Source organism: Enterobacter cloacae complex sp. SYL003 (assembly GCF_049236925.1).
Taxonomy (GTDB): Bacteria; Pseudomonadota; Gammaproteobacteria; order Enterobacterales; family Enterobacteriaceae; genus Enterobacter; species Enterobacter intestinihominis.
In genome coordinates, this window is record NZ_JBMKJK010000019.1 from 24,040 (window position 1) to 47,984 (window position 23,945).

The 23,945-nt window shown below is 57.1% G+C and carries 20 protein-coding genes; 13 read left to right on the forward strand and 7 right to left on the reverse strand.

Going from position 1 to position 23,945, the window contains the following annotated elements:
• Window positions 1–146 precede the first annotated feature (146 nt).
• On the forward strand, window positions 147–1,400 hold the full coding sequence (avtA, locus tag ACOT1A_RS20135; protein WP_022649751.1) for a valine--pyruvate transaminase: 1,254 nt from the start codon (window positions 147–149) through the stop codon (window positions 1,398–1,400).
• A gap of 7 nt (window positions 1,401–1,407) precedes the next feature.
• Here the strand turns inward: avtA and ACOT1A_RS20140 are convergent, their stop codons facing one another.
• Both ACOT1A_RS20140 and yiaJ read right to left on the reverse strand, forming a co-directional pair.
• Window positions 1,408–1,863 (reverse strand): 4Fe-4S dicluster domain-containing protein, encoded by a 456-nt coding sequence (locus ACOT1A_RS20140; RefSeq protein WP_193543124.1) that lies wholly within the window; start codon window positions 1,861–1,863, stop codon window positions 1,408–1,410.
• Window positions 1,864–1,866: 3 nt separating this feature from the next.
• The gene (gene yiaJ, locus ACOT1A_RS20145; RefSeq protein ID WP_015572751.1) at window positions 1,867–2,685 is read right to left on the reverse strand and encodes an IclR family transcriptional regulator YiaJ; all 819 of its coding nucleotides are present in this window, start codon (window positions 2,683–2,685) and stop codon (window positions 1,867–1,869) included.
• Between the two features lie 224 nt (window positions 2,686–2,909).
• Here yiaJ and yiaK point away from each other — a divergent pair, with 224 nt between their 5' ends.
• The 8 genes from yiaK (at window position 2,910) to araD (ending at window position 10,488) form a co-directional block, all read left to right on the forward strand.
• A complete protein-coding gene (gene yiaK, locus ACOT1A_RS20150) occupies window positions 2,910–3,908 on the forward strand; it encodes a 3-dehydro-L-gulonate 2-dehydrogenase (RefSeq protein ID WP_048966138.1) in 999 nt (332 codons plus the stop codon).
• Between the two features lie 10 nt (window positions 3,909–3,918).
• Window positions 3,919–4,386 (forward strand): YhcH/YjgK/YiaL family protein, encoded by a 468-nt coding sequence (locus ACOT1A_RS20155; protein WP_045308999.1) that lies wholly within the window; start codon window positions 3,919–3,921, stop codon window positions 4,384–4,386.
• 26 nt (window positions 4,387–4,412) lie between these two features.
• On the forward strand, window positions 4,413–5,339 hold the full coding sequence (locus ACOT1A_RS20160; protein WP_276170290.1) for a DUF4862 family protein: 927 nt from the start codon (window positions 4,413–4,415) through the stop codon (window positions 5,337–5,339).
• A gap of 45 nt (window positions 5,340–5,384) precedes the next feature.
• The gene (locus ACOT1A_RS20165; RefSeq protein WP_038416906.1) at window positions 5,385–6,704 is read left to right on the forward strand and encodes an MFS transporter; all 1,320 of its coding nucleotides are present in this window, start codon (window positions 5,385–5,387) and stop codon (window positions 6,702–6,704) included.
• 76 nt (window positions 6,705–6,780) lie between these two features.
• Window positions 6,781–8,286, forward strand: a complete 1,506-nt coding sequence (locus tag ACOT1A_RS20170; RefSeq protein ID WP_275061945.1) for an FGGY-family carbohydrate kinase — start codon at window positions 6,781–6,783, stop codon at window positions 8,284–8,286.
• Entirely contained in the window at window positions 8,283–8,936 is a 654-nt protein-coding gene (ulaD, locus tag ACOT1A_RS20175) for a 3-keto-L-gulonate-6-phosphate decarboxylase UlaD (protein ID WP_276170291.1), read from the forward strand. The genes ACOT1A_RS20170 and ulaD overlap by 4 nt, the downstream gene beginning before the upstream one ends.
• Before the next feature lie 2 nt (window positions 8,937–8,938).
• Entirely contained in the window at window positions 8,939–9,799 is an 861-nt protein-coding gene (locus ACOT1A_RS20180) for an L-ribulose-5-phosphate 3-epimerase (protein WP_276170292.1), read from the forward strand.
• A complete protein-coding gene (araD, locus tag ACOT1A_RS20185; RefSeq protein WP_276170294.1) occupies window positions 9,793–10,488 on the forward strand; it encodes an L-ribulose-5-phosphate 4-epimerase in 696 nt (231 codons plus the stop codon). Before ACOT1A_RS20180 ends, araD begins: the two co-directional genes overlap by 7 nt.
• Here araD and ACOT1A_RS20190 read toward each other — a convergent pair whose 3' ends face one another.
• Window positions 10,489–11,307 carry an AraC family transcriptional regulator gene (locus ACOT1A_RS20190; protein WP_193131664.1) on the reverse strand — a complete coding sequence of 273 codons (819 nt, stop codon included), beginning with the start codon at window positions 11,305–11,307 and terminating at the stop codon, window positions 10,489–10,491.
• A gap of 225 nt (window positions 11,308–11,532) precedes the next feature.
• Between ACOT1A_RS20190 and ACOT1A_RS20195 the strand changes: the two genes are divergently transcribed.
• Window positions 11,533–12,933, forward strand: coding sequence for an MFS transporter (locus ACOT1A_RS20195; protein ID WP_022649754.1), 1,401 nt, complete (start codon window positions 11,533–11,535; stop codon window positions 12,931–12,933).
• Window positions 12,934–12,943: 10 nt separating this feature from the next.
• Window positions 12,944–14,893, forward strand: coding sequence for a glycoside hydrolase family 127 protein (locus tag ACOT1A_RS20200; protein ID WP_276170295.1), 1,950 nt, complete (start codon window positions 12,944–12,946; stop codon window positions 14,891–14,893).
• A 132-nt stretch (window positions 14,894–15,025) separates the two neighbouring features.
• Here the strand turns inward: ACOT1A_RS20200 and aldB are convergent, their stop codons facing one another.
• Window positions 15,026–16,564 (reverse strand): aldehyde dehydrogenase AldB, encoded by a 1,539-nt coding sequence (gene aldB / locus ACOT1A_RS20205; RefSeq protein WP_023307168.1) that lies wholly within the window; start codon window positions 16,562–16,564, stop codon window positions 15,026–15,028.
• Window positions 16,565–16,730: 166 nt separating this feature from the next.
• Between aldB and ACOT1A_RS20210 the strand changes: the two genes are divergently transcribed.
• On the forward strand, window positions 16,731–17,615 hold the full coding sequence (locus ACOT1A_RS20210) for an ROK family protein (protein WP_023298868.1): 885 nt from the start codon (window positions 16,731–16,733) through the stop codon (window positions 17,613–17,615).
• 3 nt (window positions 17,616–17,618) lie between these two features.
• On the opposite strand, the gene selB is transcribed toward ACOT1A_RS20210, so the two are convergent.
• From selB to ACOT1A_RS20225, 3 genes are all read right to left on the reverse strand, one after another.
• Window positions 17,619–19,457 (reverse strand): selenocysteine-specific translation elongation factor, encoded by a 1,839-nt coding sequence (gene selB, locus ACOT1A_RS20215; RefSeq protein ID WP_276170296.1) that lies wholly within the window; start codon window positions 19,455–19,457, stop codon window positions 17,619–17,621.
• Window positions 19,454–20,839 carry an L-seryl-tRNA(Sec) selenium transferase gene (selA, locus tag ACOT1A_RS20220; RefSeq protein ID WP_276170297.1) on the reverse strand — a complete coding sequence of 462 codons (1,386 nt, stop codon included), beginning with the start codon at window positions 20,837–20,839 and terminating at the stop codon, window positions 19,454–19,456. Before selA ends, selB begins: the two co-directional genes overlap by 4 nt.
• Before the next feature lie 103 nt (window positions 20,840–20,942).
• Window positions 20,943–21,551 (reverse strand): glutathione S-transferase, encoded by a 609-nt coding sequence (locus ACOT1A_RS20225; RefSeq protein ID WP_015572763.1) that lies wholly within the window; start codon window positions 21,549–21,551, stop codon window positions 20,943–20,945.
• A 436-nt stretch (window positions 21,552–21,987) separates the two neighbouring features.
• Between ACOT1A_RS20225 and ACOT1A_RS20230 the strand changes: the two genes are divergently transcribed.
• Window positions 21,988–23,895, forward strand: coding sequence for a PTS mannitol transporter subunit IICBA (locus tag ACOT1A_RS20230; protein ID WP_022649761.1), 1,908 nt, complete (start codon window positions 21,988–21,990; stop codon window positions 23,893–23,895).
• Window positions 23,896–23,945 lie beyond the last annotated feature (50 nt).

Below are 23,945 nucleotides of genomic sequence, written 5' to 3' on the forward strand. Positions count from 1 at the left end.
AGGAGACATTCATCAGAACGATTCACTGCAATAATCCCTCTCCACCATACAAAACAACAAATCCGACCACATCCGCCGATTTGCACCAACACGGTGCTGGCGTTATGGTTACTGCCTTTCATATTAAGCCCGACAGATCACCTGCTATGACGTTTTCACAATTCGGCGACAAATTTACCCGCCATTCAGGCATTACCCGCCTGATGGAGGACCTCAACGACGGGCTGCGCACCCCAGGCGCTATCATGCTTGGCGGCGGAAACCCGGCTCAAATTCCGGAGATGAACACCTACTTCCAGACGCTGCTGGCAGACATGCTGGAAAACGGTAAAGCAACCGATGCGCTATGTAATTACGACGGCCCTCAGGGTAAAACAGAACTACTGACGCTTCTGGCGACAATGCTGCGGGAAGCGCTGGGTTGGGATATCGAACCACAGAACATTGCGCTGACAAACGGCAGTCAGAGCGCGTTTTTCTACTTATTCAATCTGTTCGCCGGACGCCGCGCCGACGGCACCACGAAAAAAGTGCTGTTCCCGCTGGCTCCGGAGTATATCGGCTATGCCGATGCCGGCCTCGAAGAAGACCTGTTTGTTTCCGCACGTCCGAATATCGAGTTGTTGCCAGAGGGCCAGTTCAAATATCACGTCGATTTTGAACATCTGCATATCGGTGAAGAGACGGGCATGATCTGCGTATCTCGTCCCACCAACCCGACGGGGAACGTGATCACCGACGACGAGCTGATGAAGCTGGATGCGCTGGCGAATCAGCACGGCATCCCGCTGGTGATCGATAACGCCTATGGCGTACCGTTCCCGGGTATCATCTTCAGCGAAGCGCGTCCGCTGTGGAACCCGAACATCATCCTCTGCATGAGCCTCTCCAAGCTGGGCCTGCCGGGCAGCCGCTGCGGCATTATCATTGCTAACGAGAAAATCATCACCGCCATTACCAACATGAACGGCATTATCAGCCTTTCCCCTGGCGGCATCGGCCCGGCGATGATGTGCGAGATGATCAGGCGTAACGACCTGCTGCGCCTGTCAAATGAGGTGATCAAGCCGTTTTACTCTCAGCGCGTTCAGGAAACTATCGCCATCCTTCGCCGCTACTTACCGGAGGAACGCTGCCTGATCCATAAACCGGAAGGGGCAATTTTCCTGTGGCTGTGGTTTAAGGATCTGCCCATTACGACAGAGCTGCTTTATCAGCGTCTGAAAAAGCGTGGCGTGCTGATGGTGCCGGGGGATTACTTCTTCCCGGGACTGGATAAACCGTGGCCGCATACGCACCAGTGCATGCGCATGAACTACGTCCCGGACCCGGAAAAAATCGAAGCGGGTGTGAAAATTCTCGCCGAAGAGATTGAGAACGCCTGGCGCGAGGCCGGTTAATAAAACCTCAGGCCAGATTACGCAGCCGTTCCGCGCGTAGTCTGGCGGGTTCTATGCAGCGCAGCGCGTGGGTGGGACAGGCTTCGACGCAGGCGGGACCGCCCTCGCGATGCATGCACAAATCACATTTCAGCGCCTGAACGCGATCTCCCACAACCCGAACCTGCATTGCCCCGAACGGGCACGCCACCATACAGCTTTTGCAGCCGATACAGCGAGCCTGCTCAACGAGCCAGGCTCCCGCAGCACGGTGAATGGCCCCCGTCGGGCAGACATTCGCGCAGGGCGCATCTTCACACTGGTGGCAGCCCACGGCCGTGGTGAAGGTTCCCCCCTTAACCACGCGGATACGTGACGTAAACGCTTCTGGCGTGGCGCTGCTTTGATGCGACATCATGCACGCCACCTCACAGGTGCGGCACCCGATACATTTTTCAGGATCCGTCAGAATAAATCGGTTCATCAGTTACGCCTCGCGCACGTTAAACCCCAGTTCTTTCGAGATAGCTTCCGCCGTGTCACGCAGCGGTTTTAACAAGTTTTTCTCGCCCACCTGCTTCATGCGCGACGTCGACAGCGAAATGGAGATGGCATAGGGCACGCGCCCGTGAATATCAAAGACCGGCACGGCGATACATGACACACCCAGCTCGTTCTCTTCTTTATCCATCGCCATACTGTGATCGCGAATTTCCGCCAGCTCATCATACATCGCGCTCAGTTCGGTGATGGTGTTGCGGGTCAAAGGTTGGATCTGTTCCTGGTGGCTTTCCCAGTAGCTCGCCACGTAATCCTGATGACCAAACGCCATATAGATTTTGCCCATCGCAGAACAATAGAGCGGCATGTGCTGGCCGATATATGCGCGCGTGCGCAGCATACCGGTTGTTGGCTCAAGCTTATAAATCAGGATCGCGTGATCATCTTCACGGCTGGAGAAGTTGACCGTTTCGCCGGTGGCAATGTTCAGCGCCTCGAGGTGCGGCGCCGCCACGTGAATAATATTGAGCGATGAAAGCGCCTTTTGCCCGACGGCGATAAATTTGGTGGTCAGACGATAGCTCCCTGCCGCCGGCGCCGGCGTCACGTACCCGCACGACTGCAACCCCTGCAATAACCGGTGCACGGTGCTTTTATTCAGCCCCGCCAGTTCTGATAAATGCGCAAGCGGACACCCGTTTGGATAGTTACTGAGGATTTCAATCAGCATCAGGCCGCGAAACAAGCTCTGGCTACCTGCTGGCCTCTCTTTTTCTTGCGTCATTTCGCTCTCTTTTATGCTCATCAAATGGCTCCTGTTTATCGCGCCCTGATGGTAGCGCAAAGTGTGGTTTAGTTCACGATCTCAACAGAAAAAACACAACCATTTGATTTTAATCGGTTTTGAAAAACGTGAATGTCGTTGATCTGACAAAATTTGATCGCTATATTTGAAATCTGATTTCGCATAGTGAAATTTAGCGATAAAAAAGCACTCGCACTTGCCCCTAAAAAAACAGGAGAACAGGGATGAAAGTGACCTTCGAAGAGTTGAAAGCGGCGTTCAATCGGGTTCTGCTCGATCGCGGTGTAAAAGCGGATACCGCAGACGCCTGCGCCGAGATGTTCGCCCGCACCACGGAGTCCGGTGTTTATTCACACGGCGTCAACCGCTTCCCGCGATTTATTCAGCAGCTTGACGCAGGCGACATCCTCCCTGACGCCCAGCCGAAACGCGTAACGACATTAGGCGCCATCGAACAGTGGGATGCGCAGCGTTCCATCGGCAACCTGACGGCGAAGAAGATGATGGACCGTGCTACCGAGCTGGCGTCCGATCACGGGATCGGCCTGGTGGCGCTGCGTAATGCTAACCACTGGATGCGCGGCGGCAGCTACGGCTGGCAGGCGGCGGAGAAAGGCTATATCGGCATCTGCTGGACCAACTCTATTGCCGTGATGCCCGCGTGGGGATCAAAAGAATGCTGCATCGGCACAAACCCGCTGATCGTTGCCATTCCGTCGAATCCAATCACCATGGTCGATATGTCGATGTCGATGTTCTCCTACGGCATGCTGGAGGTGAATCGCCTGGCCGGACGCGAATTACCGGTCGACGGCGGCTTTGACGATGAGGGCAATCTAACCAGAGAGCCGGGCGTGATTGAGAAAAACCGCCGCATACTGCCCATGGGCTACTGGAAAGGTTCTGGCTTATCGATTGTGCTCGACATGATCGCCACCTTGCTCTCTGACGGCGCATCCGTTGCGGAAGTGACCCAGGACAACAGCGACGAATACGGCGTATCGCAGATCTTTATCGCCATCGAAGTGAATCGCCTGATCGACGGCCCAACCCGCGATGCCAAACTACAGCGCATCATGGACTTCATCACCACCGCAGAACGCGCTGATGAAAACGTCGCCGTCCGTCTGCCAGGCCATGAGTTCACACGCCTGCTGGAGGAGAACCGCCGCAACGGCATCACGATTGACGACAGCGTGTGGGCTAAAATCCAGTCTCTGTAAGGAGTGGGTCATGATATTCGGACATATTACACAGCCAAATCCATGTCGCCTGCCGCTGGCGATTGAAAAGGCGCTTAATTTTCTGCGTACCACGGATTTCACCACCCTGGCGCCGGGCGTGATCGAAATTGAAGGCCGCAACATTTTTGCCCAGGTTCTCGACCTCACCACAAAGGAACAGCACGAGAACCGCCCTGAAGTCCATCGCCGCTATCTGGATATCCAGTTTTTGGCCTGGGGCGAAGAAAAAATCGGTATTGCTATTGATACCGGGAATAACAAAATCAGCGAATCATTGCTGGAGCAACGGGATATTATTTTTTATCACGACAGCGAACACGAGTCGTTTATCGAAATGATACCTGGCAGTTACGCCATATTTTTCCCGCAGGATGTTCACCGTCCTGCCTGTATTAAAAACAAGGGATCCGCAATTCGTAAAATTGTGGTGAAAGTGGCCATCAGTGAATTAGATTAATTTTCTGATAAATACAGGAATGCGAAATGACCAACACCGGTTTTATTATTGGTGCGTACCCCTGCGCACCCTCGTTTCACCAGAAAGGGGAGCAGGAAGAACACGCCTTCTGGCGGGAAATTTCCGACACGCCAAATATTCGCGGGCTGGAACAACCTTGCCTTGAAAATCTCCATCCGTTTGGTGATGAATGGCTGTTTCGTCATACGCCGGGCAACTGGCAGATCGTTGTCACAGCCGTTATGGAAACCATGCGCCGCCGCGGCAGCAACGGCGCGTTTGGCCTGGCGTCCGCGGACGAAGAACAACGTAAAGCGTGCATTGAATATTACCGCCATCTGCATCAAAAGATTGATGCCGTTAACACCCGCTTTCCCGGGAAAGTGGTCGCTCTGGAAATGCAGGCCGCACCACAGGCGGGTAATGATTCTGTCGAGCAAGCGACAGAAGCATTCTCCCGCTCGGTAAGGGAAATCGCGAGCTGGGACTGGGGCTGCGATCTGGTGCTGGAACACTGTGATGCGATGAATAGCCCGGCGCCGCGTAAAGGGTTCTTGCCCTTAGAGCAGGTGCTGGAGGTAGTGAGAGAGACCGATATCAGCGTCTGTATCAACTGGGCACGTTCGGCCATCGAAGGTCGCAACACCGCCCTTCCGCTGGAACATGTTCAGGCGGCACTCGCTGCCGGGAAACTGGGGGCGCTGATGTTTTCGGGCACGACCCCTCGCGGTGAGTACGGAGAATGGCAGGATCTGCACGCGCCGTTTTCTTCGTTCTGCGCCGACAGTCTCATGTCCACTGAACATGTAAAAACGCTGTTTACTGCGGCGAGCGCCGCAACATTGAAATTCTCCGGTATTAAATTACTGGAAATAAATGCTAATGCTGACGTCAGCCATCGCATCGCTATTTTGCGCGACGGCATTAGCGCTATGAATAAAGCATCACAATAAAAATAAAGAATACATTTTCCGGTTACCTTCACTGAGATATTAACTATGAATATTTCTTCTAATGCTCTACACGCGGACATTCCGCGCCAGCGCTGGCTAAGGATCATTCCCCCTATTCTTATCGCCTGCATTATTTCCTATATGGACCGCGTAAATATAGCTTTTGCGATGCCCGGCGGTATGGACGAAGAGCTGGGCATTTCCGCCACGATGGCGGGCCTGGCGGGGGGGATCTTTTTTATTGGCTATTTGTTCCTGCAAGTTCCCGGCGGCAAAATTGCCGTGCACGGCAGCGGTAAGAAGTTTATCGGCTGGTCGCTGGTTGCCTGGGCGGTGATCTCGGTTCTGACCGGGCTTGTAACCAACCAGTATCAGCTGCTGGTGCTGCGCTTCTTACTCGGCGTGGCGGAAGGCGGGATGCTGCCCGTTGTGCTCACGATGATCAGTAACTGGTTTCCGGATGCCGAGCGCGGCCGCGCCAACGCGATTGTGATCATGTTCGTGCCCATCGCCGGGATCATCACCGCCCCACTGTCGGGCTGGATTATCACCGCTCTCGACTGGCGCTGGCTGTTCATTATTGAAGGTCTGATGTCCGTTGTTGTGCTGGTGCTGTGGGCGTTCACCGTCTACGACCGGCCGCAGGAAGCGCGCTGGATCTCTGAGGCCGAGAAAAACTACCTGGTACAAACACTGGCGGCAGAGCAGCAGGCCATTGCGGGTAAAGAGGTGAAAAACGCCTCGCTCAGCGCAGTGCTGTCTGACAAAACCATGTGGCAGCTGATCGCCCTCAACTTCTTCTACCAGACCGGCATTTACGGTTACACCCTCTGGCTGCCCACCATTCTGAAAGAACTGACGCACACCAGCATCGGCCAGGTGGGAATGCTCGCCATTCTGCCTTACATCGGCGCCATTGCCGGCATGTTCCTGTTCTCTACGCTCTCTGACCGCACCGGCAAGCGCAAGCTGTTTGTTTCCCTGCCATTGATTGGCTTTGCGCTCTGCATGTTCCTCTCCGTGGCGCTGAAAGAGCACACCTGGCTGGCCTATGCCGCTCTGGTGGGCTGTGGCTTCTTCCTGCAATCCGCAGCGGGCGTGTTCTGGACCATCCCGGCGCGTCTGTTCAGCGCTGAGATGGCGGGTGGCGCTCGCGGCGTGATTAATGCCCTGGGCAACCTCGGCGGGTTCTGCGGTCCTTATGCGGTAGGCGTACTGATCACCCTGTACAGCAAAGACGCAGGCGTTTACTGCCTGGCGGTTTCGCTGGCGCTGGCATCGCTGCTGGCCCTGATGTTACCGGCGAAATGCGATGCCGGAGCAGAGCCCAACCCCACGGTGAACTCGCATAAGCGTGCGGCCTGAGGCCCTCACCTGATTCACTAAACCAAACCGTAGGCCGGGTAAGCGAAGCGCCACCCGGCAATTAAGCGAGAAGAAGATGAGTGAAAAAGAGCCCTTCTGGCTGGGTATCGATTGTGGCGGTACTTATCTGAAAGCCGGTTTATACAACAGCCAGGGCAAAGAAGTCTGTATTGAACGCCGCTCAGTGGCCACGCTCAGCCCACGCGCTGGCTACGCCGAGCGGGATATGCACCAGCTCTGGCAGCACTGCCACAAAACCGTCGCGCTGCTGCTTAAAAATTCAGGCGCTGACGGCGGTCAGATTAAAGGCGTTGGCATTTCAGCCCAGGGCAAGGGGCTATTTTTGCTCGATAAACAGGATCGCCCCCTGGGTAACGCCATACTCTCCTCCGATCGCCGTGCGCTGGAGATCGTGCAACGCTGGCAGCAGGACGGTATACCCGAAAAGCTCTATCCGCATACTCGCCAGACGCTGTGGACGGGGCATCCGGCCTCACTCCTGCGCTGGGTTAAAGAGAACGAGCCGCAGCGGTATCAGCAAATCGGCAGCGTGATGATGGCGCACGATTACCTGCGCTGGTGTCTGACCGGGGTCAAAGGCTGCGAAGAGAGCAACATCTCGGAATCCAATCTCTACAACATGAATATCGGGCAGTACGATCCGCAGCTCACGCGCTGGCTCGGCATCAGCGACATTGACGGTGCCCTGCCGCCTATTATCGGTTCAGCAGAAATTTGCGGGGAAATCACTGCTCAGGCAGCCGCACTGACCGGTCTCACGGCGGGTACTCCCGTCGTTGGTGGACTGTTTGATGTGGTTTCCACCGCGATCTGCGCCGGGCTGCATGACGAAAATACGCTGAATGCCGTAATGGGGACCTGGGCCGTGACCAGTGGGATTGCCCACGGCATCCGCGACAACGAGCCGTTCCCCTACGTCTATGGCCGCTATGTCCATCCGCAGCAGTTCATCGTTCACGAAGCCAGCCCCACCTCGTCCGGCAACCTGGAATGGCTGACGGCCCAATGGGGCGAAATGTCATTCGATGAGATTAACCACGCCGTGGCCAGCCTGCCAAAAGCTGAAAGCGATGTGTTCTTCCTGCCTTTCCTCTACGGCAGCAACGCCGGACTGGAGATGACCAGCGGCTTCTATGGTTTGCAGGCGCTGCATACCCGCGCGCACCTCCTCCAGGCGGTTTATGAAGGGGTGGTATTCAGCCACATGACCCACCTCAACCGTATGCTCGAACGCTTTCCCCACGTGCAGACCCTGCGCGTGACGGGCGGCCCCACCCATTCGGACGTGTGGATGCAGATGCTCGCGGACGTCAGCGGCCTGGCGATTGAACTCCCGCAGGTGGAGGAGACCGGCTGTTCCGGTGCGGCGCTGGCCGCGCTCGTCGGTACAGGTCTCTATCCCGATTTTTACGCCGCTCAGCGCGCCCTCAGGCATGACATCCGGATAATTGAACCTGGCATGCGTGCCCATGCCGCCTACCAGCGCAAATATCACCGTTACCAGCTACTGATTTCAGCATTACAGGGCTATCACGCCCGTGTTAAGGAGTACGACCTATGAGCCGACCATTATTGCAGCTGGCGCTCGACCACACCTCACTTCAGGCCGCGCAGCGGGATGTCGCGACGCTTTCCGATCACGTCGACATCGTCGAAGCCGGCACCATTCTGTGCCTGACCGAAGGGCTAAACGCCGTTCGCGCCCTGCGCGCGCAGTGTCCGGATAAAATTATCGTGGCGGACTGGAAAGTCGTCGATGCCGGAGAAACGCTGGCTGAGCAGGCGTTTGGCGCAGGCGCAAACTGGATGACCATCATCTGTGCCGCCCCGCTGGCCACCGTTGAACGTGGCCACGAGGTCGCACTGCGCGGCGGCGGCGAGATCCAGATGGAGCTGTTTGGCAACTGGACGCTGGACGACGCGCGCGCGTGGCACCGCATCGGGGTGAAGCAGGCGATATACCACCGTGGACGCGACGCACAGGCCAGCGGCCAGCAGTGGGGCGAGGCGGATCTCAGCAAAATGAAGGCGTTGTCCGATATCGGGCTACAGCTTTCCATCACTGGCGGTATCACCCCCGCTGACCTGCCGCTGTTTAAGCAGATCAACGTCAAAGCCTTCATTGCCGGGCGCGCGCTGGCAGGCGCCGCAAATCCGCCGCAGGTGGCACAAGCATTCCATTCGCAAATTCGCGACATCTGGGGAGAGTAACCATGCGTCAGCATCCGTTAGGCATTTACGAAAAAGCGCTGCCAAAAGATCTCTCCTGGCCGGAGCGCCTGGTTCTGGCAAAAAGCTGCGGCTTCGATTTTGTGGAGATGTCGGTGGATGAGACCGACGAGCGTTTATCGCGCCTTGAATGGAGTACCACGCAGCGCGCCTCTCTGGTGGAAGCGATGCTGGAGACCGGCGTGGCCATCCCGTCGATGTGCTTGTCTGCCCATCGTCGCTTCCCGTTTGGCAGCCGCGATGACACCGTGCGCGAACGCGCCCGCGAGATCATGACCAAAGCCATCCGGCTGGCCCGTGATTTGGGTATTCGCACCATCCAGCTTGCGGGTTATGACGTGTACTACGAGGAGCATGACGAGGGCACGCAACAGCGCTTTGCCGAAGGGCTGGCGTGGGCCGTAGAGCAGGCCACTGCCGCGCAGGTAATGCTGGCGGTAGAGATCATGGACACCGCGTTTATGAACTCCATCAGCAAGTGGAAAAAGTGGGACGACATGCTCGCCTCGCCGTGGTTCAGCGTTTACCCGGACGTCGGCAACCTGAGCGCGTGGGGCAACGACGTCACCGCCGAGCTGACGCTGGGCATTGACCGCATCGCCGCTATCCATCTGAAAGATACCCGGCCCGTAACCGAAAAAAGCCCCGGCCAGTTCCGCGATGTGCCGTTTGGCGAGGGCTGCGTCGATTTCGTTGGCGTGTTTAACACGCTAAATCAACTTAACTATCGCGGCGCATTTCTGATTGAAATGTGGACCGAGAAAGCCAAAGAGCCGGTACTGGAGATCATCCAGGCGCGCCGCTGGATTGAAGCCCGAATGCAGGAAGGAGGCATGACATGTTAGAACAACTCAAAGCCGAGGTGCTGGCGGCAAATCTCGCCCTGCCCGCCCACCAGCTGGTGACGTTCACCTGGGGCAACGTCAGCGCGGTTGACCGTGACAGCGGCATGATGGTGATCAAACCATCCGGCGTGGAGTACGACGTGATGACCGCAGAAGATATGGTGGTGGTAAATATCGCCACGGGTAAAGTGGTCGAGGGGAGTAAAAAACCCTCCTCCGACACCCCGACCCATCTCGCGCTGTATCGTCGTTACCCGGAAATTGGTGGCATCGTGCATACCCATTCCCGCCACGCCACCATCTGGTCGCAGGCGGGGCAGGATTTACCCGCATGGGGCACGACGCACGCGGACTATTTCTACGGTGCGATCCCCTGCACGCGGCTGATGACCACGGCTGAAATCGCGGGTGAATATGAATACCAGACGGGGGAAGTCATTATCAAAACCTTCGAGGAGCGCGACATAAGCCCGATGCAGGTCCCGGCGGTGCTGGTACACTCTCACGGCCCGTTTGCCTGGGGCAAAGACGCTGCCGATGCGGTACACAATGCCGTGGTGCTGGAAGAGTGCGCCTATATGGGGCTTTTCTCGCGCCAGCTTACACCACAGCTTCCGGTTATGCAGCAGGAATTGCTGGATAAGCATTACCTGCGCAAGCATGGCGCAAATGCCTATTACGGCCAGTAATCATCCGGAATTAATATGCTCTTTACAGTACCGCCGTTTCCAGACGGCGGGCGTTAACCCGGTATATTTCGAGAATATCTGCCGGAAATAACCCACGTCATTAAAACCGCACCGGGTGGCCACTTCAGTTAATGAGGCCGCATCGTTCAGCAACAATTTTTCAGCGGCCCTGACGCGCTGGCGGTGTATTGCCTCCGTCAGGGTTAAATGAAACGTCCGGCGAAATACTCGCCCCAGGTAATCTGCGTTGCAGTGCAGCTCTTTCGCCAGCTGTGAAGTGGATATGGGCAAATGAAAGTGAGTGCGGATAAGCTGTTTGGCCTTCCACGCCATTGCTGCGCCCGCATCATCCGCTTTATCTTCATATCCCGGCGAGAGCGATATCTGCTGCAAAATTAACAGCAAAATTATCTCCAGCGCCTGGCTACGCTGTAATTTTTCCTGCTCGCTTAAAAACTGACGGAATAACGCAATAACATATTGCGGATCCCGCACGCTACAGTGTTGCTCAATCGACAGTGGCGTCGCACCTGGCAACACAGGCAAGCCTTCATCCACCTCAAAATGCAGCCAGTAAAATTTGAGATCGCCCGGAAAATCTTCCACACCGACATGCCGCCGCTTCGGCCAAAGTAATAAACTCTCGCCGGCGTTTACCTCAAACAGCGTATTTTCCTCCTGGATCGTTAATGTCCCTTTTTCGACAAAGATTATCTCCCACGAAGATAATTTTCGTGCGGGATGACGACCCACGCCCCGGGAGATAAATAACCCGCCATTTTGAACCTTAATCGGAAGTGCTATGGATAATTCAAGCATGGATATTCAATTTCCCGCTTTTATGGTGGCTAATATTGCGTTTATTGTTTGATTATTAATAAATATCAGCAGAACAGCTCGATCAAACTCACAGTTTTACCATCAGGTCGGAATCGTCACCTTTTTATACTTTTCCCTTCCCTTGTTGGTCTGCCCGTTGAATGCAGAATAAATGGGGTACCTTGCACAAATACGATAATAAATCGTTTATCGAGGAGTTACCTCATGACTTCCACACCGATTACAGACGCAGAAGTTGCAAAACAGGCAGCCGATGACCGACTGTCAGTCCGCGAGAAAATTGGCTACGGCCTGGGCGACGCGGGCGGCACGGTAATTACCTGCCTGATCATGAACTTCCTGACCTTTTTTTATACCGATGTATTTGGCCTGACGCCCGCGCTGGTGGGCACGCTGTTTATTGCTCTTCGGGTATTTGACGCGATTTCCGATCCGGTGATGGGCGTGATTGCCGACCGCACGCAGAGCCGCTGGGGGCGTTTTCGTCCGTGGCAGCTGTGGGTCGCGCTTCCTATCGGGATCGTCGGCGTGCTGACCTTCACCGTCCCGGACGCCAGCATGGGCGTGAAAATCGCCTGGGCGTTCGGCACCTATTTGCTGTTGTCCGTAGGCTATACCGCCATCAACGTGCCGTATTGCGCGCTGATCAACACCATGACCACCCGCCACAACGAGGTAATATCCTGCCAGTCCTGGCGCTTCGTACTGTGCGGCGTGGCGGGCTTTCTGGTCTCCGTTGGCCTGCCGTGGCTGGTGTCAGAGCTGGGACAGGGCAATACCGCCCGGGGTTATCAGCTGGGCGTCGGCGTACTGTGCGCCATCGCTGTGGTGATGTTCTTGTGCTGCTTCTTCTGGGTGCGCGAGCGCGTCCCGCTTGCGCTGATGGGGAAATTCACCCTGCGCGAGCACCTGGCGGGCCTGCGTAAAAACGATCAGCTGCTGCTGATGCTGGTGATGTCGTTTCTGCTGATCAACGTCTTCAACATTCGCGGCGGCGGGTACATGTACTTCATCACCTACGTGCTTCAGGGCAGCACGGCGTACACCTCGTTGTTTTTCACCATGGTGACCTTTGCCGCCATTCTGGGCGCGGTGATCGTCAACCCGCTGTCGCGGCGGATTGATACCGTCAAACTCTACTACTACACCAACCTGGTACTCGCTGCGCTTGCTATGGGAATGTGGTTCCTGCCAGGTGGCCCGGCGCACCAGACGCTCTGGCTTATCGTGATTTTAAGTAACGGCGTGATCCTGGGCTTCACCCTGCCGCTTCACTTCTCGCTAATGGCCTTTGCCGATGACTACGGCGAATGGAAAACCGGCGTGCGCTCCTCGGGGATGAATTTCGCCTTCAATCTATTTTTCATCAAGCTCGCGTGGGCATCCAGCGCCGGGATCATCAGCCTGGTGTTTATTGCCGTGGCCTATCAGCCAGGCGCGGGCAACCAGACACCCGCCTCATTGCAGGGCATCACCGCCATGGAGACGCTGCTCCCTGCCCTTTTCCACCTGCTGCTGGCGGTCGCTATCCGCTGGTGCAGGCTTAACAATCCCGTGATGTCGCGCATTGCCACCGATTTGCGCCAGCGTCATGTACAGTCCTGAGGAGAACGATATGACCATAATGGAAGCCGACCTGCATCAGCTGAAAATCAACGACCCGTTTCTTGGTCAGTACCAACGGCTGGTCCGCGATGTGGTAATCCCCTACCAGTGGGATGCGCTTAACGATCGCGTGGCGGAGGCTGAACCCAGCCACGCCATCGCCAACTTCCGCATCGCGGCCGGTCTGGAACAGGGGGCGTTTTACGGGATGGTCTTTCAGGACAGCGACGTGGCGAAATGGCTCGAAGCCGTGGCGTGGTCGCTGTGCCAGAAGCCGGATGCCGAACTGGAAAAAACCGCCGACGAGGTGATCGAGCTGGTCGCAGCGGCGCAGTGTGAAGATGGCTATCTCAATACCTATTTCACGGTGAAAGCACCGGCCGAGCGCTGGACCAATCTGGCCGAGTGCCACGAACTGTACTGCGCCGGGCATATGATTGAAGCGGGTGTGGCGTATTTCCAGGGAACCGGAAAGCGCCGCCTGCTGGACGTGGTGTGCAGGCTGGCGGATCATATCGACAGCGTGTTTGGCCCGGGCGAAAACCAGCTGCACGGCTATCCGGGCCACCCGGAAATCGAGCTGGCGCTGATGCGGCTGTACGACGTCACGCAGGAGCCACGCTATCTCAATCTGGTGAAATACTTTATTGAGGAACGCGGCACACAGCCTCACTTCTACGATATCGAATATGAGAAGCGCGGCAGAACGTCATACTGGAACACCTATGGCCCGGCGTGGATGGTCAAGGACAAAGCCTACAGTCAGGCGCATCAGCCCCTTGCCGAACAACAAACGGCCATCGGCCATGCCGTGCGTTTCGTCTACCTGATGGCGGGCATGGCGCATCTGGCGCGCCTGAGCAACGACGAAGGGAAACGTCAGGATTGCCTGCGGCTGTGGAACAACATGGCACAGCGCCAGCTGTACATCACCGGCGGGATTGGCTCACAAAGCAGCGGCGAGGCATTCAGCAGCGATTACGATCTGCCCAACGATACGGTCTATGCCGAAAGCTGCGCCTCCATCGGCCTGATGATGTTTGCCCGCCGGATGCTGGAGATGGAGGCGGACGGCCACTACGCCGACGTGATGGAGCGCGCACTATACAACACGGTGCTGGGTGGCATGGCGCTGGACGGTAAGCATTTCTTTTATGTGAATCCGCTGGAAGTGCACCCGAAAACACTGGCCTTTAACCATATCTATGACCACGTGAAACCGGTGCGCCAGCGCTGGTTCGGCTGCGCCTGTTGCCCGCCGAATATTGCGCGCGTGCTGACCTCGCTGGGGCACTATATTTATACCGTTCGCCCGGACGCGCTGTTGATCAACCTGTACGTGGGAAACGATGTCGCCATTCCGGTGGGGGAACACACCTTCCAGCTGCGTATTAGCGGAAACTATCCGTGGCATGAGCAGGTGAAAATCGAGATAACCTCACCAGTTCCGGTGACTCACACGCTGGCCCTGAGGCTGCCGGACTGGTGTGCGGAACCGGCTGTTTCGCTCAATGGTCAAGCCATTACAGGCGAGGTCTCCCGTGGATACTTATACCTCAACCGCAGCTGGCAGGAAGGCGACACGCTGACGCTGACGTTACCGATGCCGGTCCGCCGCGTGTACGGCAACCCGCAGGTGCGCCAGCAGGCGGGGAAAGTAGCATTGCAGCGTGGGCCGCTGGTTTACTGCCTGGAAGAAGCCGATAACGGCGCAAATCTGCATAACCTTTCTTTGCCGCAAGACAGCGCGTTTCGGGTATTTGAAGGCAAAGGCATTTTCGCGCACAAGATGCTGATACAGGCGGAAGGGATTGGGTGTCAGGCGAAGGACACTGATGCCCTGTGGCAGTACGACCACTCGCCGGTAGAACGTCAGCCCCAGACGCTGACCTTTATTCCGTGGTTCAGCTGGGCAAACCGGGGAGAAGGGGAAATGCGGATATGGGTGGATGAAGGCTGAATAACTGCGGCCTGTTGCCCTCACCCCAGCCCTCTCCCACGGGAGAGGGAGTAAAAAGTAGGCCGGGTAAGGCGAAGCCGCCACCCGGCTTTAACCCGGCTCAGGCCGCCCAGGACGGCCTGAGCCGGGAGATTAAAACAGCCCCAGCGGTTTATCGGAGTAGCTGACTAACAGACATTTCGTTTGCTGGTAGTGCTCCAGCATCATTTTATGGGTTTCGCGCCCGATGCCCGACTGTTTGTAGCCGCCAAACGCCGCATGAGCCGGATAGGCGTGATAGCAGTTTGTCCATACGCGTCCGGCCTGAATGCCGCGGCCCATTTTATAGGCCAGATTACCGTTACGGCTCCAGACGCCCGCCCCCAGGCCATACTGCGTGTCGTTCGCGAGCTCCAGCGCCTCGTCCATGGTTTTAAACGTGGTGACGGCCAGCACCGGTCCAAAAATTTCCTCCTGAAAAACGCGCATGTTGTTCTTACCGAACAGGATAGTCGGCTCAAGGTAGTAGCCCTCCTGCAAATCGCCTCCCAGCACCTTACGACGACCGCCGGTCAACACATCGGCCCCCTCTTTTTTACCGATATCAATATAGTTGAGGATGGTTTCCAGCTGGCCATGCGATACCTGCGCCCCCATCTGGGTAACGTTATCCAGCGGATTACCGCTGCGAATCGACTCCACGCGCCGGATCGCCCGCTCCATAAAGCGCTCATAAATGGATTCCTGCACCAGCGCGCGGCTCGGACAGGTGCAGACTTCGCCCTGGTTAAACGCGAACAGCGCAAACCCTTCCAGCGCTTTGTCGAAGAAGGCGTCCTCTTCATCCATCACGTCGGCAAAGAAGATGTTCGGCGATTTCCCGCCCAGCTCCAGGGTGACCGGAATGATGTTCTGGGTCGCGTACTGCATAATCTGCTGACCCACTTCCGTTGAGCCGGTAAACGCCACTTTGGCGATACGCTTTGAAGTAGCCAGATATTCGCCGATCTCTCCCCCGGCCCCGTTGACCACGTTAATGACCCCCGGCGGCAACAGGTCGCCAATTACCTCCATCAGCAGCAGTACCGAAAGCGGCGTTAAGCGTGCAGGTTTCAGCACAACGCAGTTACCCGCCGCCAGCGCGGGCGCCATTTTCCAGCTCGCCATCAGCAGCGGGAAGTTCCACGGAATAATTTGCCCCACCACGCCGAGCGGCTCGTGGAAGTGATACGCCACGGTATCTTTGTCAACTTCACTTATTCCCCCCTCCTGGGCACGGATGCAGGACGCAAAATAGCGGAAATGGTCGATCGCCAGCGGCACGTCCGCCGCCATGGTTTCGCGGATCGGCTTGCCGTTGTCCCACGTTTCTGCGGTCGCCAGCAGCTCCAGATTCTGCTCCATCCGATCGGCGATTTTGAACAAAATGGCCGCTCTGTCCTGAACGGACATTTGCCCCCACTTATCTTTCGCCTTATGCGCCGCATCCAGCGCTAAATCGATATCCCGCTTGCCCGAACTGGCAATTTCACACAGCGGCTGGCCGGTAACGGGCGTCAGGTTGGAATAGTATTCACCGTCGACGGGCGCCACCCAGTCGCCGCCGATAAAGTTGTCATAGCGGGGCTTCAGCTTAAGGGGAAAACCATACTCGCCAGGCTGGATACGCGATGAGGGAGGATTGTTTGTCATGACCGTCTCCTTGCTGTTGTTGTACAACAAGGGTAGTTCCGGCTGGTGATTTTCTCGCCAGCGGGTAGCGGGTTTACGAGCCGCATCACGGATTACCGTACTTTACGTTTCGTTTCTGCCGCCGCAGCCATACTTAATAGCTCAAGGGCTCATGAGGAATGATGCAATGCAGCTATTTATCGGCTTTGACGTGGGTGGAACCCACATCAAACACGGCGTAATTAATGAAAACGGCGAAGAACTGACATCCGATGAATATGATACGCCGGACGATGAAAGCACCTTCAAAGAGAAGTGGAAAGCGGTAGTGGATAAGTACTGCCAGGAGCACGAGATCGCCAGTATTGGCGTGAGTTTTCCAGGACATATCAATCACCATACCGGCGAAGCGGCCAAAGCCGGAGCGCTGGACTATCTTGACGGCGAAAACCTGTGCGAACTGTTCGCACAGCTGACCGATCTCCCCGTGACAATCGAAAACGATGCCAATTGCGCGGCGCTGGGCGAGCGCTGGCAGGGCGCGGGCAAGGACTATGAGCATTTCGTCTGCATCACCATCGGCACCGGCATCGGCGGCGGTATCGTCATGGAGGGCGATCTCTACCGCGGGTCGCACTACCGGGCGGGTGAGTTTGGCGTGCTGCCCGTAGGCAATGAGGGCGAGCCGATGCATGAAGTGGCGTCCGCCAGTGGCCTGATGAAAGCCTGCCGCCGCGCGCTGGCCGTGTCGGAAGATGAGATGCCTGATGGTGAGGAGCTGTTTAAACGCATGGACAGCGACGTGCATCTGCGCGAAGCCATTGAAGCGTGGGCGCATTGTCTGTCGCGCGGTATTTACAGCGTGATCTCTATGTTTGATCCGCAGGCGGTGCTGATTGGCGGCGGCATTAGTGAGCAGGAGAAAATCTATCTCCTGCTGGATAAATATTTACAGCGATTCGAGGAGTGGGAAGCGCTCCGGGTGCCCATCCTTCCCTGCGAGCTGGGTAACCAGGCGGGAAGGCTGGGCGCGGTCTGGCTGGCTAAGCAGAAGCAGGCGCGCAGCGCTTAACGCTTACGGAAATAACTGCGCGTCGCGTAGCACATGGTCATTGCCACGACGACGCGTAAACCCGATGCGGTTGAAATACTCCAGGATCTGAATCGCCAGTTTGCGTCCTACGTTCAGCCGATCGCGGAAGTCTGCAGCGCAGGTTGATCCGCGCGCCTGATCCAGCTCCCGGATCAGGTTCGCAAACGCCACGATCCGATCGTTGCGGTAATAACGATCTTTCACGATCGCCACAATCATACCCTGCTGCGCCGCATGCCGCAGTACCTGACGCATCAGCTGCTCATCGGTATTGGTTTCACGCGCCAGATCGCGCACCCACCAGGGTTCATCGCCAAACAGCGCCGCCACTTTTTGCCAGACCGCGTCCTGCTCAGCGGTAAAACCGGCCTTGTGTTCCGGCAGGTGCAGCCAGCCGTGATGACTTGCAATCACGCCGCTTTCACGCATGTTTTCAATCAGCAACAGCACCAGCGCGTCGTCTTCCATGGGCAACGCCATGCGCCGCAGACGTTCACGGCCCGGGCCTGGCTCATCCTGATGCTGTTCATGGTAGGTCGCCAGCGTGCTCAACACTTTACGCTGCCAGCGCGCCGCCACCGGCGCGTTCAGCAGGCTGTTGCCAGCCTGAATAAAACCCGGCTCCTGCGTCAGAAGACGCAATCCTTCACCGCTGAGCTGGCGCGCCCAGGCGAACGCAGCCAGATCCACCGCACCACGCTCAAGGTGGATATCTAACGCAGACTTGTCGTCACGGGCCTGGGCCAGCGAGGCCAGCCACGCTAAATACTCGGGCTTACGCTTGCCGCGACGGGGCGGATTCAGCATCACCACGCGGGCGCCCGCCAGGGTTTCGCGCGCGGAGATGTCGCGCAGAACCAGGCGGTCGTTATCCGCCAGCCAGAGCGGGGAGTCGAACACCAGTTCGGCGAGATCGTTTTCCAGCAGCGACACGCGTCCGGTGATGTGGCTGGCCGCGTGATGGATATGCAGCGGCTGCCACTGGGTCAGCGGCGTGTGGGTCTGGAGAGAAACGATAATCCGTTCAGAAGGCTCCGGCGGCGCGTCGGCCAGCAGCCAGTCGCCGCGGTTAAGCTGGTCTTTTTCGGCATCACCAGCAATATTCAGGGCGATACGCTGCCCGGCGAGGGCCTGTTCCACCGGCTGGTTTTGCGCGTGAAGCCCGCGCACGCGCATGGGTTTGTTCACGCCCGTCAGCCACAGGGTATCGCCCACGTTAACTTCGCCGCTCAACGCGGTACCGGTCACCACCAGCCCAGCCCCTTTCACGGTAAACGCCCTGTCGATCGCCAGACGGAAGCGGTGATGGCTGGCATGTTCACGAGACGGGATCTGCTGCAAATGGTCGCGAAGGGCGTCGATACCGCGGCCTTCTGTCGCCACGGTGACAAACAGAGCGGCATCCTTAAAACCGTATTCACTCAGCGCCGCCAGTACCTCTTCACGCACCTCGTTGATACGCGCCTCATCCACACGGTCCGCTTTGGTAAGGGCGACGGTCAACTGCGGGTTTCCCGTCAGTTGCAGGATCGCCAGATGCTCGCGCGTTTGCGCCATCACCCCGTCATCGCACGCGACAACCAGCAGAGCGTGATCGATCCCGCCCACGCCCGCGAGCATATTGGAAAGAAACTTCTCGTGGCCGGGCACATCGATAAAGCCCAGCACGCGACCGTCGGGCTGTGGCCAGTAGGCGTAACCCAGGTCAATGGTCATGCCGCGCTTTTTCTCTTCCGGCAGGCGATCGGCATTCACGCCCGTAATGGCCTGCAATAACGTGGTTTTGCCGTGGTCAACGTGACCGGCGGTGGCAATAATCATTTCAACATCATCTCCAGAAACCGCCCTTCATCTTCCAGGCAGCGTAAATCCAGCCACATACGACCATCACCGATCCGGCCAATCACTGGCGTCGGTAATGCACGCCAGCGCGCCGACAGCGCCTCAAGCTGGCTTCCGCGTCCGTCGCGCGGGGTGAACGTCAGCGCTTCGCTCGGTAACCTGTCCACGGGCAGCGAGCCGCTGCCAATTTGCGACAGGCAAGGCTCGATACGAACTTCAAACTCAGGGTAATGGGGAGCAACCTGCGGCAGTAGTGCTTCCGCCCGCGCGCGAACAGAGGCTTCATCACGGCTCAGCAAACGCAACGTGGGCAGGCGGTCAGCCAGTTTCTCCGGGTGGAGATAGAGCCGCAGCGTGGCTTCCAGCGCGGCCAGCGTCATTTTATCGGCACGCAGGGCACGCTTCAGTGGGTGCTGCTGTAGCTGCGCAATCAGCTCGCGCTTGCCGACGATAATCCCCGCCTGCGGCCCGCCCAGCAGTTTGTCGCCGGAGAAACTGACCAGGCTTACGCCCGCAGCAACCATTTCCTGCACCATTGGCTCTTTCGGCAGACCGTACTGGCGCATATCCACCAGCGACCCGCTGCCGAGATCGGCAATCACCGGCACGTTTAGCTCGCGCCCGATGGCGGCCAGTTCGGCCTCTTCCACCGTTTTGGTGAACCCCTCAATGTGGTAATTACTGGTATGCACTTTCATCAGCAGGGCGGTGTTTTCATTTACCGCAGCGCGATAATCTTTTGCATGGGTACGGTTGGTTGTGCCCACTTCATGCAGCGTGCAGCCCGCCTGGCGCATGACGTCCGGAATACGAAACGCCCCGCCGATCTCCACCAGCTCGCCGCGAGAGACGACAACCTCTTTTCCGCTCGCGGTGGCCGCCAGCATTAACAGCACCGCCGCCGCGTTATTATTCACAATGCAGGCATCTTCCGCGCCGGTGATCTGGCAGAGAAGATCCGCCAGCGCGCGATCGCGATGCCCGCGCCCGGCGCCGTCCAGATCGTACTCCAGCGTCACCGGCGAGCGCATGGCCCGGGTGACGGCCTCTATCGCTTCTTCTGCCTGCTGTGCCCGGCCCAGATTGGTGTGCAGAACCGTGCCCGTCAGGTTAATAACCGGGCGCAACGCGCTTTGCGCGTGCTTGCTCAGCCTGCGTTCAACTTCCTGCGCCCATGCCTCGCACCAGCCGGGTAGCGCGTTTTCAGCCTGGATATGGCGACGCGCATCGTCCTGAAGCTGGCGTAGCATGTCGACCGTTGCAGTATGGCCAGACTGCTCCAGCACCGCAGTGATGCGCGGATCACGAAGCAGACGATCGGTAGCGGGGATCTGGCTGTAGAGGGAATGATGAGTAGTCATGAATGCGCCTGGCGAGTAAATATCTTCCCCCCTCCCGACGGGAGAGGGAGTTAACATGTGGGGGGATTGTACCGCCTCCCGCCAGGAAGTGTTATAACCCGCATCAAGCCTTTGGTGGTTCAGTCCGGGCGAAACTTTCGCGCTGGAAGAGCGTCTCCGCCAGTTTGACCAGCAGCGGACGATCCACGCACCAGCCCGGCGAGACGCGGCGGAAATTAAGGTAGCCAATGGCGCAGGCGATGGCGATCGTCGCCAGATTCAGGCTATCGCTCTGAATTTTCCCGTCGCGGATCAGCTGTTCGCACATATCCAGGCTGCGGCTGATTTTTTCGCGCTGGCGCAGCAGCTCATTTTCTGACTGCTGGGCGGCGGGCCTTGCCTGCTCGCGTACGGACGTTAATGCCGCATCCATAATGCCATCCGCCAGGGCTTCAATTTGCTTCATCGCCAGCGCTGCTTTTGGATCCGCCGGCAGCATGGCTGGCGCAACGCCAAGCAGCTCGATGTACTCCGCAATGATCGGGGAATCAAACCAGTAGTCGCCCTCGTCCGTTACCAGCGCCGGGACTTTCCCCAGCGGGTTGTACTGCGCAACGCCGTTCTCTGCGTTGTACGGTTGTTCATTTACGAATTCAAATTCAATCCCTTTCTCCAGCAGGAGAATCGAAATCTTACGCACGAAAGGACTGGTATAACTGCCGATGAGTTTCATTGCTTATCCTTAATGCCCATAAAGAGGTCAGTATGGATCAAGCCGTGAAAAAAGGCAGGTGTACGTATCGCATTCCTGCCGTGAGGGGATACGGGAGAAATCTGCATAAAAATATTTTGTGAATCAAATCACAATCTGGAAACAAACAGCCAACTTAACATTGTGATATTAATCACAAAATAGCCCTCATTTTGGCGTAATTCTGAGCAATGTATTTTTTTTACACACCCATTATGTGATCGCGATCACTTCATTAATATCCTCACCCCCTACATTCATGTGATTCAGATCACACAAAATTCCGCTGTCTGGACAGTTGAACGATTCAGTGCCAGATTTCACAGCATCAGAACAGGGCCCGGCTACCTCTGCCGCCGCACATTAACGATAAACCTCGGGCCACAAGCCTAAGCGTAAACATAAGAAGGGGTGTTTTATGTCATCCGATTTCAAGATCAAAGTGCAAAGCTTTGGTCGTTTCCTCAGCAACATGGTGATGCCAAATATCGGCGCGTTTATCGCGTGGGGTATTATCACCGCATTATTTATTCCGACAGGGTGGTTGCCTAACGAAACGCTGGCGAAACTTGTTGGCCCAATGATTACGTACCTGCTGCCGCTGCTCATCGGTTATACCGGTGGTCGTCTGGTGGGCGGTGACCGTGGTGGTGTCGTGGGTGCCATCACAACCATGGGGGTGATTGTCGGTGCGGATATGCCGATGTTCCTCGGTGCGATGATTGCCGGTCCTCTGGGCGGCTGGGCTATTAAGAAATTTGACGTCTGGGTTGATGGCAAGATCAAATCCGGCTTCGAAATGCTGGTGAACAACTTCTCCGCGGGCATCATCGGGATGATCCTCGCGATTCTGGCGTTCCTCGGCATTGGCCCTGCGGTTGAAGTGCTCTCCAAGCTGCTGGCGGCGGGCGTTAACTTCATGGTGGCGCACGACATGCTGCCGCTGGCGTCTATCTTCGTTGAACCGGCGAAAATCCTGTTCCTGAACAACGCCATCAACCACGGTATCTTCTCACCGCTGGGTATCCAGCAGTCACACGATCTCGGCAAGTCCATCTTCTTCCTGATTGAAGCGAACCCGGGTCCGGGTATGGGCGTTCTGCTGGCGTACATGTTCTTTGGTCGCGGCAGCGCGAAACAGTCTGCTGGCGGCGCGGCTATCATTCACTTCCTGGGCGGTATTCACGAAATTTACTTCCCGTATGTGCTGATGAACCCACGTCTGATCCTGGCCGTTATCCTTGGCGGTATGACCGGCGTGTTCACCCTGAGCGTACTGGGCGGTGGTCTGGTGTCTCCTGCTTCTCCAGGCTCTATTCTGGCGGTGCTGGCGATGACCCCGAAAGGCGCCTACTTCGCGAACATCGCGGCGATCTGTGCGGCCATGGCCGTCTCCTTCGTGGTCTCCGCTATCCTGCTGAAAACCAGCAAGGTGAAAGAAGATGACGATATCGAAGCGGCAACCCGTCGTATGCATGACATGAAAGCCGAATCCAAAGGCGCAACGCCGCTGGCGGCGGGTGATGTCTCTAACGACCTGAGCCACGTGCGTAAAATTATCGTGGCCTGTGATGCCGGTATGGGTTCCAGCGCAATGGGTGCGGGCGTGCTGCGTAAGAAAGTGCAGGATGCGGGTCTGACCAACATCTCCGTGACCAACAGCGCGATTAACAACCTGCCGCCGGACGTTGACCTGGTGATCACGCACCGCGATCTGACCGAGCGCGCCATGCGTCAGGTGCCGCAGGCGCAGCACATTTCCCTGACCAACTTCCTCGACAGCGGCTTGTACACCAGCCTGACAGAACGTCTGGTTGCGGCCCAGCGCCATGAAGATAACGAAGTGAAGGTGCGCACCAGCCTGCAAGACAGCTTCGACGAGAGCAACGCGCATCTGTTCAAACTGGGCGCAGAAAACATCTTCCTTGGCCGCACGGCGACCAATAAAGAAGAGGCCATTCGCTTCGCCGGTGAGCAGCTGGTGAAAGGCGGCTACGTTCAGCCTGAGTACGTTGAGGCGATGCTGGAGCGTGAAAAGCTGACCCCAACCTACCTGGGTGAATCCATCGCGGTTCCGCACGGTACGGTTGAAGCGAAAGACCGCGTGCTGAAAACCGGCGTGGTGTTCTGTCAGTATCCTGATGGCGTGCGCTTCGGTGAAGAAGAGGACGACATCGCCCGTCTGGTGATTGGTATCGCCGCTCGCAATAACGAGCATATCCAGGTGATTACCAGCCTGACCAACGCGCTGGATGACGAAACGGTTATTGAGCGTCTGGCCAACACCACCAGCGTTGAAGAAGTTCTGGCTCTGCTTAACAAGTAACAGCGCCTCTTCCCTCTCCCCCCGGGGAGAGGGCTAGGGTGAGGGGGAAA

Coding starts and splice junctions, on each gene's coding strand:
- ACOT1A_RS20190 (WP_193131664.1), bottom strand. CDS start 11,307: ATGCTTGAATTATCCATAGCACTTCCGATTAAGGTTCAAAATGGCGGG.
- ACOT1A_RS20155 (WP_045308999.1), top strand. CDS start 3,919: ATGATATTCGGACATATTACACAGCCAAATCCATGTCGCCTGCCGCTG.
- ACOT1A_RS20200 (WP_276170295.1), top strand. CDS start 12,944: ATGACCATAATGGAAGCCGACCTGCATCAGCTGAAAATCAACGACCCG.
- araD (WP_276170294.1), top strand. CDS start 9,793: ATGTTAGAACAACTCAAAGCCGAGGTGCTGGCGGCAAATCTCGCCCTG.
- selB (WP_276170296.1), bottom strand. CDS start 19,457: ATGATTATTGCCACCGCCGGTCACGTTGACCACGGCAAAACCACGTTA.
- yiaJ (WP_015572751.1), bottom strand. CDS start 2,685: ATGAGCATAAAAGAGAGCGAAATGACGCAAGAAAAAGAGAGGCCAGCA.
- ACOT1A_RS20210 (WP_023298868.1), top strand. CDS start 16,731: ATGCAGCTATTTATCGGCTTTGACGTGGGTGGAACCCACATCAAACAC.
- ACOT1A_RS20170 (WP_275061945.1), top strand. CDS start 6,781: ATGAGTGAAAAAGAGCCCTTCTGGCTGGGTATCGATTGTGGCGGTACT.
- ACOT1A_RS20225 (WP_015572763.1), bottom strand. CDS start 21,551: ATGAAACTCATCGGCAGTTATACCAGTCCTTTCGTGCGTAAGATTTCG.
- ACOT1A_RS20195 (WP_022649754.1), top strand. CDS start 11,533: ATGACTTCCACACCGATTACAGACGCAGAAGTTGCAAAACAGGCAGCC.
- yiaK (WP_048966138.1), top strand. CDS start 2,910: ATGAAAGTGACCTTCGAAGAGTTGAAAGCGGCGTTCAATCGGGTTCTG.
- ACOT1A_RS20140 (WP_193543124.1), bottom strand. CDS start 1,863: ATGAACCGATTTATTCTGACGGATCCTGAAAAATGTATCGGGTGCCGC.
- avtA (WP_022649751.1), top strand. CDS start 147: ATGACGTTTTCACAATTCGGCGACAAATTTACCCGCCATTCAGGCATT.
- aldB (WP_023307168.1), bottom strand. CDS start 16,564: ATGACAAACAATCCTCCCTCATCGCGTATCCAGCCTGGCGAGTATGGT.
- ACOT1A_RS20180 (WP_276170292.1), top strand. CDS start 8,939: ATGCGTCAGCATCCGTTAGGCATTTACGAAAAAGCGCTGCCAAAAGAT.
- ACOT1A_RS20165 (WP_038416906.1), top strand. CDS start 5,385: ATGAATATTTCTTCTAATGCTCTACACGCGGACATTCCGCGCCAGCGC.
- ulaD (WP_276170291.1), top strand. CDS start 8,283: ATGAGCCGACCATTATTGCAGCTGGCGCTCGACCACACCTCACTTCAG.
- selA (WP_276170297.1), bottom strand. CDS start 20,839: ATGACTACTCATCATTCCCTCTACAGCCAGATCCCCGCTACCGATCGT.
- ACOT1A_RS20160 (WP_276170290.1), top strand. CDS start 4,413: ATGACCAACACCGGTTTTATTATTGGTGCGTACCCCTGCGCACCCTCG.
- ACOT1A_RS20230 (WP_022649761.1), top strand. CDS start 21,988: ATGTCATCCGATTTCAAGATCAAAGTGCAAAGCTTTGGTCGTTTCCTC.